The 11,188-nt window shown below is 68.8% G+C and carries 14 protein-coding genes; 3 read left to right on the top strand and 11 right to left on the bottom strand.

The features are described 5' to 3' along the window. The coding region (locus tag HMPREF2914_RS19500) for a PsiF family protein (RefSeq protein WP_049311577.1) at window positions 1–298 on the top strand (298 nt) is incomplete at its 5' end. Window positions 299–472: 174 nt separating this feature from the next. Here HMPREF2914_RS19500 and HMPREF2914_RS19495 read toward each other — a convergent pair. Then, a complete protein-coding gene (locus tag HMPREF2914_RS19495; protein ID WP_003095476.1) occupies window positions 473–1,738 on the bottom strand; it encodes an Hsp70 family protein in 1,266 nt (421 codons plus the stop codon). A 205-nt stretch (window positions 1,739–1,943) separates the two neighbouring features. Here HMPREF2914_RS19495 and HMPREF2914_RS19490 point away from each other — a divergent pair, with 205 nt between their 5' ends. Then, window positions 1,944–2,807, top strand: a complete 864-nt coding sequence (locus tag HMPREF2914_RS19490) for an isocitrate lyase/PEP mutase family protein (protein WP_003121125.1) — start codon at window positions 1,944–1,946, stop codon at window positions 2,805–2,807. Window positions 2,808–2,813: 6 nt separating this feature from the next. Here HMPREF2914_RS19490 and HMPREF2914_RS19485 read toward each other — a convergent pair whose 3' ends face one another. Both HMPREF2914_RS19485 and HMPREF2914_RS19480 read right to left on the bottom strand, forming a co-directional pair. Continuing rightward, window positions 2,814–3,560, bottom strand: coding sequence for a hypothetical protein (locus HMPREF2914_RS19485; RefSeq protein ID WP_003110939.1), 747 nt, complete (start codon window positions 3,558–3,560; stop codon window positions 2,814–2,816). A gap of 100 nt (window positions 3,561–3,660) precedes the next feature. Next, window positions 3,661–4,275: a hypothetical protein gene (locus HMPREF2914_RS19480; protein ID WP_010895687.1), complete on the bottom strand. Its 615-nt coding sequence runs from the start codon at window positions 4,273–4,275 to the stop codon at window positions 3,661–3,663. Window positions 4,276–4,400: 125 nt separating this feature from the next. On the opposite strand from HMPREF2914_RS19480, the gene HMPREF2914_RS19475 reads away from it, so the two are divergent. Continuing rightward, window positions 4,401–4,667 (top strand): DksA/TraR family C4-type zinc finger protein, encoded by a 267-nt coding sequence (locus HMPREF2914_RS19475; protein WP_003095462.1) that lies wholly within the window; start codon window positions 4,401–4,403, stop codon window positions 4,665–4,667. A 9-nt stretch (window positions 4,668–4,676) separates the two neighbouring features. Here the strand turns inward: HMPREF2914_RS19475 and HMPREF2914_RS19470 are convergent, their stop codons facing one another. From HMPREF2914_RS19470 to urtE, 8 genes are all read right to left on the bottom strand, one after another. Continuing rightward, window positions 4,677–6,044, bottom strand: a complete 1,368-nt coding sequence (locus HMPREF2914_RS19470; protein WP_019486470.1) for a hypothetical protein — start codon at window positions 6,042–6,044, stop codon at window positions 4,677–4,679. A 118-nt stretch (window positions 6,045–6,162) separates the two neighbouring features. After that, entirely contained in the window at window positions 6,163–7,863 is a 1,701-nt protein-coding gene (ureC, locus tag HMPREF2914_RS19465) for an urease subunit alpha (protein WP_003095453.1), read from the bottom strand. A 68-nt stretch (window positions 7,864–7,931) separates the two neighbouring features. Then, window positions 7,932–8,237 carry an urease subunit beta gene (locus tag HMPREF2914_RS19460; protein WP_003095450.1) on the bottom strand — a complete coding sequence of 102 codons (306 nt, stop codon included), beginning with the start codon at window positions 8,235–8,237 and terminating at the stop codon, window positions 7,932–7,934. Between the two features lie 16 nt (window positions 8,238–8,253). Continuing rightward, on the bottom strand, window positions 8,254–8,772 hold the full coding sequence (locus HMPREF2914_RS19455; protein WP_003095446.1) for an L-methionine sulfoximine N-acetyltransferase: 519 nt from the start codon (window positions 8,770–8,772) through the stop codon (window positions 8,254–8,256). An 8-nt stretch (window positions 8,773–8,780) separates the two neighbouring features. Then, window positions 8,781–9,083: an urease subunit gamma gene (locus tag HMPREF2914_RS19450; protein WP_003095443.1), complete on the bottom strand. Its 303-nt coding sequence runs from the start codon at window positions 9,081–9,083 to the stop codon at window positions 8,781–8,783. Window position 9,084: 1 nt separating this feature from the next. Continuing rightward, the gene (locus HMPREF2914_RS19445; protein ID WP_003116109.1) at window positions 9,085–9,927 is read right to left on the bottom strand and encodes an urease accessory protein UreD; all 843 of its coding nucleotides are present in this window, start codon (window positions 9,925–9,927) and stop codon (window positions 9,085–9,087) included. Between the two features lie 8 nt (window positions 9,928–9,935). Next, window positions 9,936–10,388 carry a GNAT family N-acetyltransferase gene (locus tag HMPREF2914_RS19440; protein ID WP_003095437.1) on the bottom strand — a complete coding sequence of 151 codons (453 nt, stop codon included), beginning with the start codon at window positions 10,386–10,388 and terminating at the stop codon, window positions 9,936–9,938. Between the two features lie 83 nt (window positions 10,389–10,471). After that, window positions 10,472–11,170, bottom strand: a complete 699-nt coding sequence (urtE, locus tag HMPREF2914_RS19435; RefSeq protein ID WP_003095434.1) for an urea ABC transporter ATP-binding subunit UrtE — start codon at window positions 11,168–11,170, stop codon at window positions 10,472–10,474. Window positions 11,171–11,188: the final 18 nt, after the last annotated feature.

Raw genomic sequence — 11,188 nt, 5'->3', positions numbered from 1 at the left:
GCTCAAGGGCGACGAACGCAAGGCGTTCATGAGCGGCTGCCTGAAGGCCGGCGCGCCTGCCGGCGGCAAGGCCACCGCGCAGCAGGAGAAGATGAAGAGCTGCAACGCCGACGCCAGCGCCAAGTCGCTCAAGGGCGACGAGCGCAAGGCATTCATGAGCAGTTGCCTGAAGGCCGGCGGCAGCGCCAAGGCGGCGACCCAGCAGGAGAAGATGAAGACCTGCAACGCCGACGCCACCGCCAAGGCGCTCAAGGGCGACGAACGCAAGGCGTTCATGAGCACCTGCCTGAAGAAGTGAGCCCCACCCTCGTCGGGCTCGGTGTGGCGGCGGATAACGCCTGTGGCGTTATCCGCCCTGCGGACGGGTGTGGCGTGGTCCTGGCGTAGGGCGGATAACCGCTCGCGGTTATCCGCCATGGCGGGCCCGGTGTGACCTTATCCCCCTATAGGGCAGGGGCACGACCAGGGCGGCTCAGCCATAGCGCTTCTTCGCCTCGATGGCCAGGCCGCTGCCGATGCTGCCGAACAGGTTGCCCTCGACATGACGGGCGTTGGGCAGCATCGCCGAGACGCTCCGGCGCAGCGCCGGAATGCCGCTCGAACCGCCGGTGAAGAACACCGTGTCGACCCGGTCCGGGTCGACCCCGGCCGAGGCCAGCAGTTGCGCGACGCTGTTGCGCACGCGCTCCAGCAGTCCGTCGACGGCGTTCTCGAACAGCCCACGGGTCAGCTCCACGCCGAGCCCGGCCTCGATGCGCTCCAGCGAAAGGTGCAGGCGCTCGGTTTCGGTCAGGCGGATCTTGCTGTCTTCCACCTGCATCGCCAGCCAGTGCCCGGCGCGTTCCTCGATGAGCCTGAAGAGGCGGTCGATGCCGGTGCTGTCGACGATGTCGTAGCGCATGTTCTTCAGCGCCAATTGCGACTTCTGCGCGTACACCGCGTTGATGGTGTGCCAAGTGGCCAGGTTCAGGTGGTAGCTGGTGGGCATGAAGGCGTCGCTCTTCATCCGGCTGCCGTAGCCGAACAGCGGCATCACGCCTTCCAGGCTGAGCTGCTTGTCGAAGTCGGTACCGCCGATGTGCACGCCGCCGGTGGCCAGGATGTCGTCCTGGCGCTCGGCCAGGTTGCGCCGCTCCGGCGCCAGGCGCACCAGGGAGAAGTCCGAGGTGCCGCCGCCGATGTCGACGATCAGGACCAGTTCCTCGCGCTGGATGCCGCGCTCGTAGTCGAAGGCCGCGGCGATCGGTTCGTACTGGAAGGAAACCTCCTTGAAGCCGAGCTTGTTGGCCACCTGCACCAGGGTGTCCTGGGCCTCGCGGTCGGCCTCCGGGTCGTCGTCGACGAAGAACACCGGGCGACCCAGCACCACCGCGTCGAAGGCTTGCCCGGCGGCGGCCTCGCCGCGCGCCTTGAGCTGGCCGATGAACAGGCCGAGCAGGTCCTTGAACGGCAGGGCGCTGCCGAGCACGGTGGTCTCGCTCTTCAGCAGCTTGGAGCCCAGCAGGCTCTTCAGCGAGCGCATCAGCCGGCCCTCGTAGCCCTCCAGGTACTCGCCGAGCGCCTGGCGGCCGTAGACCGGGCGGCGCTCCTCGACGTTGAAGAACACCACCGAGGGCAGGGTGATCTTGCCGTCCTCCAGCTCGATCAGCGGTTCGACCTCCGGCCGCCACCAGCCGACGGTGGAGTTGGAGGTGCCAAAATCGATGCCCAGGGCGCGGGCGGCGGTGCTCGGGTTCATGGCGCGAAAAGGTCCGGGAAAAACGGCCGCGCAGTGTATGCGAGAGCGTCGCGGATTTCACCGCCGGCGATCGGCAGGAAGCGTCCTGGTACGTCCGTGCGGGCCGCCCCGACCTTTGTATACGGATTTGCCAAGGGGCCCGCGCATGGTGCTATGTTGGCGCTGCTTTCCCACTCCGTCTTGCCGTGTTGTCCTGGATTTCGTCATGCATAGAGCCTCACACCATGAGTTGCGTGCGATGTTTCGCGCGCTGTTGGACTCCTCCCGTTGCTACCACACCGCTTCCGTGTTCGATCCCATGTCGGCGCGCATCGCCGCCGACCTCGGCTTCGAGTGCGGCATCCTCGGCGGTTCGGTGGCTTCCCTGCAGGTCCTGGCGGCGCCGGACTTCGCCCTGATCACCCTCAGCGAATTCGTCGAGCAGGCCACCCGCATCGGCCGGGTGGCGCGCCTGCCGGTGATCGCCGACGCCGACCACGGCTACGGCAACGCGCTGAACGTAATGCGTACGGTGGTCGAACTGGAGCGCGCCGGAATCGCCGCGCTGACCATCGAGGACACCCTGCTGCCGGCGCAGTTCGGGCGCAAGTCCACCGACCTGATCTGCGTCGAGGAGGGCGTCGGCAAGATCCGCGCGGCCCTGGAGGCGAGGGTCGACCCGGCGTTGACCATCATTGCCCGGACCAACGCCGAACTGATCGACGTCGATGCGGTGATCCAGCGCACCCTGGCCTACCAGGAAGCCGGCGCCGATGGCATCTGCCTGGTCGGCGTGCGCGACTTCGCCCACCTCGAGGCGATCGCCGAGCACCTGCACATCCCGCTGATGCTGGTCACCTACGGTAATCCGCAACTGCGCGACGACGCCCGCCTGGCGCGGCTCGGTGTGCGTGTCGTGGTCAACGGCCACGCCGCCTATTTCGCCGCGATCAAGGCGACCTACGACTGCCTGCGCGAGGAGCGCGGGGCGGTGGCCTCGGACCTGACCGCCTCGGAGCTGTCGAAGAAGTACACCTTCCCCGAGGAATACCAGGCCTGGGCCCGCGACTACATGGAAGTCAAAGAGTAGGCGACCTCAGGCCAGGCGCTGGCGCAACGCCTGGTACAGCGGCAGGTCGCGTTCGTACTGGCCGGGAACCAGGGCGTGGCGGTGCTCGGCGAGCATGCCCAGGTAGTCGTCCACCGCCGTGCGGTAGCTGGCCAACTGGTCGGTGGCCAGGGGCTGGCCGGCCATGGCGCGGATATCGAAAGCCCATTGCAACCCGTCGCGGGCGTTCGAATAGGCGGCGCCGTCCATGCCGGCGGTGAGCGCCAGCCACTGGTCGAGGAAGGCCTGCGGTGCGTCGCGCGGGGGGAAGTGGCGGATCTTCGCGGCGCCCACCTCGGTGATGCCGTCGCCGTCCAGGTCGACGCTGTATCCTTCCGGCAGCAGCAGGTTGCGCGCGCCTTCCTCGCTCAGCGCCTCGACCCGGATCGGCTCGGCCAGGCCCATGTTGCGCTGCAGCGCCTGCAGGTCGTCGGCGCCCAGGCGGGCGAGGAAGCCGCGGGCGTCCAGTTGCGCGTCGTTTTCGCAGGCGCGGTTGAGCACATGGGCGAAGCGCAACTGGTCTTCCAGGCTGACGCCGCGCACCCGGCTGTATTCCAGCTGGGTGGCGCCGAGGGTGTCGGCCAGCGCCCCGGCCTGCTCCGCGCTGCCTTCGGCGGCGACCGCGAGGCGCGCGTAGGCGGCCTGGAAGTCGCGCTGGAAATCCTGGTCGGGAGTGCGGGTCATCAGCTGCCGCTGGGCCAGGCTCGGAGAGCTGGAGGCTGAGTCGATCTTCATGTCCGGGTCGTCCTTGAGGCCGAGGAGAGAGAGCGCGTTACCCTACGCGCTGGTGGCGGCGCCCGCCAATGCGCAGAAGGTCGCAGGGCGACAGTCTGGTTCAGGATCGCCCGGAGCGCTCGCGTCGCTTGCGTTCGCGGTAGGCGGCCTGGTTGGCCAGGCGCCGCTGCGCCGAACCGGGGCGGTTGGCCGACTGGGCGCGGTACAGGCGCTGGGCGTAGACCAGTTCCATGTAGCGTTGCATCGCCCGGCTGTTGAACAGCAGCCAGGCACAGGCGCCGCCGCCGAGCGCCACCAGGCCCGACGTCTCGCCGCTGGCCAGGCGCAGCAGGAGCCCGGTGCCGACCAGCAGCAGGCTGGCGTCGCGGGCCAGGCGCGGGCCGAGGCTGGCGCCACGGGAGAGCAGGGCGATCAGCCACAGCCAGGCCGCCAGCAGCGGCAGGGCGGAGAGCCAGCCCAGCGGCCGCAAAGGAGCCTCCGGCAATGCCAGGCGCAGCGCGGCAAGACCCAGCGGCGCGGCACCGAGCAGCAGCGCCAGGCTGCCGAGCAGCGGTGCGTAGAGACCGGGATGACGGCGCGGATACAGGCCGTGCAGTTGCCGGACGCTATAGCGGTCCTCCGGCGCCGGCAGGGCGAACGGATCGCCGGCGAGCGCGGCGTCGAGCTGGCGGCCCTGGTCGATCAGGTGGGCGAGGCGGCGGAACGGTCCCATCATGCGGTGTACCTCCAGGCTTGGCTGGCGATTGTGCCACGCCAGGCCGATGGTCGCGCCGCCCTTGCAAAGCCGCGGGCGAACGCCCATATCTGGAGGTTCTAGGGTTTCAGCCAGAGGAGTCAGTCATGGCCAGCGGGTGGGCGAACGACGGTGCGGTGCAGGAACAGATCGACAGCACGATCGAGGATGCCATCGCTCGTGCGCGCAGCCAGTTGCCCCGTGGCGAGAGCCTGACCCATTGCGAAGAGTGCGACGCGGCGATCCCCGAGGCGCGGCGCCGGGCGATTCCCGGCGTGCGCCTGTGCGTCAACTGCCAGGCCGAGCACGACAGGGAACAGGCGAAGTTCAGCGGCTACAACCGCCGCGGCAGCAAGGACAGCCAGTTGCGCTGAAGGCCTGCCTCAGTTTTCCCGATAGCGTTCCTTCACCCATTGCTCCACCGGCGACAGGGTGCGCATCCCCACGCCCAGCGGATCGTCCAGGTCATGCTGGCTGGAGGCGGTCCAGCGCGGGTCGATGAAGGACCAGGCCAGGCCCGCCGGGCCCTGGTCGCGGTAGGTACCGAAAACGTCGTTGAGGCCCAGCGGCTCCGCGTTGCGCAGCCACTGCCCGTTGAAGCCGTCGCCGTTGATGGTGCGGTCCGAGATCCAGCGACCGTCGTCGTAATGGAAAGCCATCACTCGCCAGCGATGCTCGCACCAGTGGCAGGCGTCGTCGTCGACGTAGAAGGCTTCGACGAAGATTTTCTTCCCGCCGATGTCGAGGAAGGTCGAGTAATCGTCGGTATGGCGCGGGGCCAGGCTCAGTCGGCTGCCATCGCCGAGGTCGATGAAGCGATCGGGGGCGTAGGGCGAGCGCGGCGAAAGGCTCATCAGGACCCTGGCGTAGTCGTCCCGCTGCGGCGGGTCGGCGACCAGTGCCTGGCGCTCCGCGGCGGTCAGCGCGAAGCGCTCGCTGCCTCGGCCGACCACGTCTTCCAGCTGACGCTGGTCGCGCGGTAGGGTGCCGTCGAGGCCGGCGTGCAGGTTGACCGCCTGGATGAACCGGGCGACGTCGATGTCGAGCATTTCCGGATAGCCGGAATGGGCGCTCAGCGCGCCCTCCTTCAGGTCGTAGATCACCGACCAGCGCGTCCCTCCCGAACCGCCGGCGTAGGACAGGTAGCCCAGGCGCAGTTCGTCGCGGCCGTCGCCGTCGTAGTCGGCGACTTCCAGTTGGCTGAGGCTGAACAGCTGGGGGAAGGCATAATCGGTTTCGAACTGCTCGCGCGGTTTCCGCTTCGCGTCCGGATCGAAGGGGACCAACTGGATCTTCCGGTATTCCCGGAGGCTCAGCTCGACCATGTTCTTCTGGATATCCAGGAACGGGGAGAGGTTGAGCAGCGAGGAGAGGAGGCCGGGTTCGGCGATGTAGAACACCTTCACCAGCGGCAGGTTGGTCCGTCCCTGGTTCCGCTCCAGGCGCTCGATGACCTGGTCGTCCATGGCGAAGGCCTTGCCGACGAAGCGCCGATTGCCGTAGGCGACCAGGAATTTCTCGCCGAAGCCGAGCAGGTCGGCGCCCTTGATCTCCACCTCGTAGTCCGCCGGAAAGCGCGCGAGGATGGCTTGGCGCAGCATCACGTCCTTCTTGCTGATGGGAATCTCGCCGTACTGGTAGAGCTGGTAGGTCCAGTAGAGGAAGTAGCTGACCACGACGATGGCCGTCGCCTGGAAGGCCTTGGCCAGATACGGGGTGGAAGCGTTGCGGGACGATTGGCGGGAGGACATGGACGGACTGCCGGCGGCTGCGGGGAGGCGCCATTGTCGCCGCTAGCGCCGGCAAGCCAAGCTGTCCGAACGGAGCGGTCGACGTCCCGGCGTGGCGCCGGGCCCCGTCGCGTGGGAATCAGAACAGGAAATAGCGCTGTGCCATCGGCAGCACGTCCGCCGGTTCGCACCAGAGCAACTGGCCGTCGGCGCGTACCTGGTAGTTCTGTGCGTCGACCTCGATGGTCGGCAGGTAGCCGTTGTGGATCAGGTCGGTCTTCTGCACACCACGACAGCCGCTGACCACGCCGATGGCCTTGCGCAGGCCGAGCTGCTGCGGTACGCCGGCGGCGAAGGCGGCCTGGCTGACGAAGGTCAGGCTGGTCGCGTGACGGCTGCCGGCGTAGCTGGCGAACATCGGCCGGTAGTGCACCGGCTGCGGCGTGGGGATCGAGCCGTTGATGTCGCCCATCAGGCTGGCGGCGATGGCCCCGCCCTTGAGGATCAGGCTCGGCTTGACGCCGAAGAAGGCCGGGCGCCAGAGCACCAGGTCGGCCCACTTGCCGGCTTCGACGGAGCCCACTTCATGGCTGATGCCGTGGGTGATCGCCGGGTTGATGGTGTACTTGGCGATGTAGCGCCTGGCGCGGAAGTTGTCGTTGCGCGCACCGTCGCCGTCGAGGCGGCCGCGCTGGCGCTTCATCTTGTCGGCGGTCTGCCAGGTGCGCGTGATCACTTCGCCGACCCGGCCCATGGCCTGGCTGTCGGAGCTGATCATGCTGAACGCGCCGAGGTCGTGGAGGATGTCCTCGGCGGCGATGGTCTCGCGGCGGATGCGCGACTCGGCGAAGGCCACGTCCTCGGCGATGGCCGGGTCGAGGTGGTGGCAGACCATCAGCATGTCCAGGTGCTCGTCGATGGTATTGCGGGTGAACGGCCGTGTCGGGTTGGTCGAGCTGGGCAGCACGTTGGCGAAGCCGCAGGCCTTGATGATGTCCGGTGCGTGGCCGCCGCCGGCGCCCTCGGTGTGGTAGGTGTGGATGGTGCGGCCCTTGAAGGCGCCGAGGGTGGTCTCGACGAAGCCGGATTCGTTGAGGGTGTCGGTGTGGATCGCCACCTGGATGTCGTGGCGCTCGGCCACCTCCAGGCAGTTGTCGATCGCCGCCGGGGTGCTGCCCCAGTCCTCGTGCAGCTTCAGGCCGATGGCGCCGGCGAGTACCTGCTCCTCCAGCGGCAGCGGCAGGCTGGCGTTGCCCTTGCCGGTGAAGCCGATGTTCATCGGGAAGGCGTCGGCGGCCTGGAGCATCCGCGCCATGTGCCAGGGACCGGAGGTGCAGGTGGTGGCGTTGGTCCCGGCGGCGGGGCCGGTGCCGCCGCCGATCATGGTGGTGACGCCGCTCATCAGCGCCTCTTCGATCTGCTGCGGGCAGATGAAGTGGATGTGCGTGTCGATGCCGCCGGCGGTGAGGATCATGCCCTCGCCGGCGATCACCTCGGTGCCGGCGCCGATGGCGATGTTCACCCCGGGCTGGATGTCCGGGTTGCCGGCCTTGCCGATGGCCTGGATGCGCCCGTCCTTGAGACCGACGTCGGCCTTGACTACGCCCCAGTGGTCGAGGATCAGCGCGTTGGTGATCACCGTGTCGACCACCTGCGCCGCGCCCAGCTGGCTCTGGCCCATGCCGTCGCGGATGACCTTGCCGCCGCCGAACTTCACTTCCTCGCCATAGACGGTGAAGTCCCGTTCCACCTCGAGCCACAGGTCGGTGTCGGCCAGGCGCACGCGGTCGCCGACGGTGGGGCCGAACATGTCGGCGTAGGCTTGTCTGCTGATTTTCATCGAACGCTCCTTTGGCGATCGTCGGTGTTCGCTGTCTTTCCTCGGACCTGGCCAGTTGGGAATGGGCCCTAGAGGTCCCCCATCACCCGCCCGGCGAAGCCGTATACCCGCCGTCCGCCGCCGATTTCCACCAGCTCCACCTCGCGGCTCTGCCCCGGTTCGAAGCGCACCGCGGTGCCGGCGGCGATGTTCAGGCGCATGCCACGGGTGGCCGGACGGTCGAAGGCGAGGGCGTCGTTGACCTCGAAGAAGTGGTAGTGCGAGCCGACCTGGATCGGCCGGTCACCGGTGTTCGCCACGCTCAGGGCGAGGGTGCGGCGGCCGGCGTTGAGTTCGATATCGCCGGGCTGGATGTCGTATTCACCGGGGATCATGGGGGCTCCTTGGGGCTCAGGGCGCGCTGCGCGTCGGGTCGAGGTTCAGTTGCATGAAGGTCAGGTCGAGCCAGCGGCCGAACTTCTGGCCCACCTGCGGCATCTGCCCGCTGATCTCGAAGCCGAGACGCCGGTGCAGGCCGATCGAGGCGGCATTGCCGCTTTCGATGGCGGCCACCATGACGTGCAGTCCCTGGGCCCGCGCACGTTCGATCAGCGCCTGTAGCAGTTGCACGCCGAGGCCTTTGCCGCGCTGGTCGTCGCGCACGTAGACGGAGTGCTCGACGGTGCCGCGGAAGCCCTCGAAGGGTCGCCAGTCGCCGTAGGCGGCGTAGCCGAGCACTTCGCCGGCGGCGTCGCTCGCCACCAGGATCGGGTAGCCCTGGCGGGCGCGGGTGTCGAACCAGGCCTGGCGGTTGGCCAGGTCCACCGGGGTTTCGTTCCAGATCGCCGTGGTATTGCCCACGGCGTCGTTGTAGATGGCGAGGATGCCGGGCAGGTCGGCGACGCCGGCGTCGCGGATCGAAGCGCTCATGGGCGGCCTCAGGCGATGGGCTGGTGGACGGTCACCAGCTTGGTGCCGTCGGGGAAGGTGGCCTCCACCTGGATGTCCGGGATCATCTCCGGCACGCCCTCCATCACCTGCTCGCGGCTCAGCAGGGTGGTGCCGTAGTGCATCAGTTCGGCGACGCTGCGGCCGTCGCGCGCGCCCTCCAGCAGGGCGGCGGAGATCAGCGCCACCGCCTCCGGGTAGTTCAGCTTGAGACCGCGTGCCAGCCGGCGCTCGGCGAGCAGGCCGGCGGTGAAGATCAGCAGCTTGTCTTTCTCGCGGGGGGACAAGTCCATCTCAGGTACTCCAGATGCGTGGGGGAACGGCCTCGCGGCCGAGCAGCGCCGGCCGCAGCAGGCGCCAGAGTTCGATCAGCCAGGCTCGCGCGTGCAGCGCCTCGTCGGCCAGGCAGCGCGCCACCAGCAGGCCGCCGGGCAACTGGCTGAGGTTGCCGCGGCCGGCGCAGGGGAGCGCGCGGCAGCGTTGCAGCAGGTCGGTGTCGATCTCGCCGCTGGCGACCAGGGTCGCCAGCACCGGGTGCCCGGCGAGGCCGATCGGCGAGTCGAGCAGGCGGTCGCCGCCGTCGATGCGCTGGCGCTCGTGCCAGAGCAGGCGGTCGTCGCGGCGGATGTCCAGGGCCGCGACGAAATGGCCGCTGGCGAAGCGCTCGCCGCTGGCCGGGCGGCCGAGGGCGACCATGTCCCAGTAGAACAGGCGGGCGTCGCCGCGCAGTTGGATACGGGTTTCCAGTTCGGCCTGGGCGCCGGCGAAGACGATGCTTTCCTGCGGCAGCCATTCCAGGGTGGCGCCGGGCTCCAGGTGGATCTCCAGGGTCTGCCGCGACGGGCAGGCGGCGCGGTACCACTTGGCCGCGCCGGGGCTGGTGAGCTGGGCCCAGGCGCGTTCGCCGAGGCGCACGTCGAAGGCCAGGCTGTCGCCGCCGGCGATGCCGCCGGGCGGATGCACGAGGATGTGCTGGCAGACTTCCGGGCCTTCGGCGTAGAGGTGCTTCTGCACCCGCAGCGGTCCGGCGTGGCGCCGCGTCACCGGGCGTGTGGCGTCGCCGGCGCGGGCGTAGGCCAGCTCCAGCTGGGCGTGCCAGGCGGGGTGGAAGCTCAGGTCGGGGAGGGCGGCGGTCATCGGTCGGGTCAGGCCAGGGCCTTGCGCATGAACACGCGGCGGAATCCCTCTTCCTGGCGGCGTTCGTATTCGAGGTAGCCGACCCTGGCGTAGAGCGCGATGTTTTCCGTCATCCGCTCGTTGGTGTAGAGGTACAGCGAGCGGTAGCCGAGGCTCGTCGCGTCGCGCTCGGCGCGTTCCAGCAGCTGTCGGCCGATGCCCTGGCCCTTGCATTCGGGAAGCACGGCGAGGTTGTCGACGAGGAAGCCGTCGGCGGTTTCCCGGGTCACCAGCAGGCCGACCGGCTGGCCGTCGTGCTCGGCGATGAGGACCCGGTCGCTGGCGATCACCTCGTGGTAGTCCTGGGTCATCGGCCAGGGCTTGCGGCCGATCACCGCGATCCACGGGGCATAGGCGGCGGCGACGCAGAGCGCGGCGAAGCCCGCGTCGGCCTGGACGGCCGGGCGCAGAGTGACGGTCATTTCGACCTCCTGCGGAAAGACGAGGGCATAGAGATTGCCAGCGCAGGCCCCGGTTGCGCCAGCGGCAGTGTGTCCCAGTCCGTTCAAATCGCCACCAGCCCGCGCACGCCCTCGCTCTCCATGTCGCGGCCGCGGCCCTGCTGGACGATCTCGCCGCGCGCCATCACCAGGTATTGGTCGGCCAGTTCGGCGGCGAAGTCGTAGAACTGCTCGACCAGCAGGATCGCCATGTCGCCGCGCGCCGCCAGGCTGCGGACGACCGTGCCGATCTCCTTGATCACCGAAGGCTGGATGCCTTCCGTGGGTTCGTCGAGGATCAGCAGTCGCGGCTGGCTGGCCAGGGCGCGGCCGATCGCCAGTTGCTGCTGCTGGCCGCCGGAGAGGTCGCCGCCGCGGCGCTGTTTCATTTCGCGCAGGACCGGGAACAGCTCGTAGATGAAGTCCGGCACCGTCCGGGCGTCCCTGGCGCTGAAACGGGACAGTCCCATCAGCAGGTTCTCTTCCACCGTCAGCCGGGGGAAGATTTCCCGTCCCTGCGGCACGTAGGCGATCCCGGCGCGGACCCGCTGGTGCGGCCTGAGTCCGGTGAGCGAACGGCCTTCCCAGGCGACCTGGCCCTCGCGGGCAGGGACCAGGCCCATCAGGCAGCGCAGCAGGGTGGTCTTGCCCACCCCGTTGCGACCGAGCAGGCAGGTCACCTCGCCCACCTTCGCCTCGAAGCTCAGGCCACGGAGGATATGGCTACCGCCGTAGTACTGGTGCAGCTTGTCGACTTGCAGCATGGTTCTCTTCCATTTGTC

It is taken from the genome of Pseudomonas sp. HMSC067G02 (assembly GCF_001813485.1).
Taxonomy (GTDB): Bacteria; Pseudomonadota; Gammaproteobacteria; order Pseudomonadales; family Pseudomonadaceae; genus Pseudomonas; species Pseudomonas aeruginosa.
The sequence above is the reverse complement of the archived record's forward strand: the minus strand, read 5'-3'. Positions and strand labels throughout refer to the sequence as shown.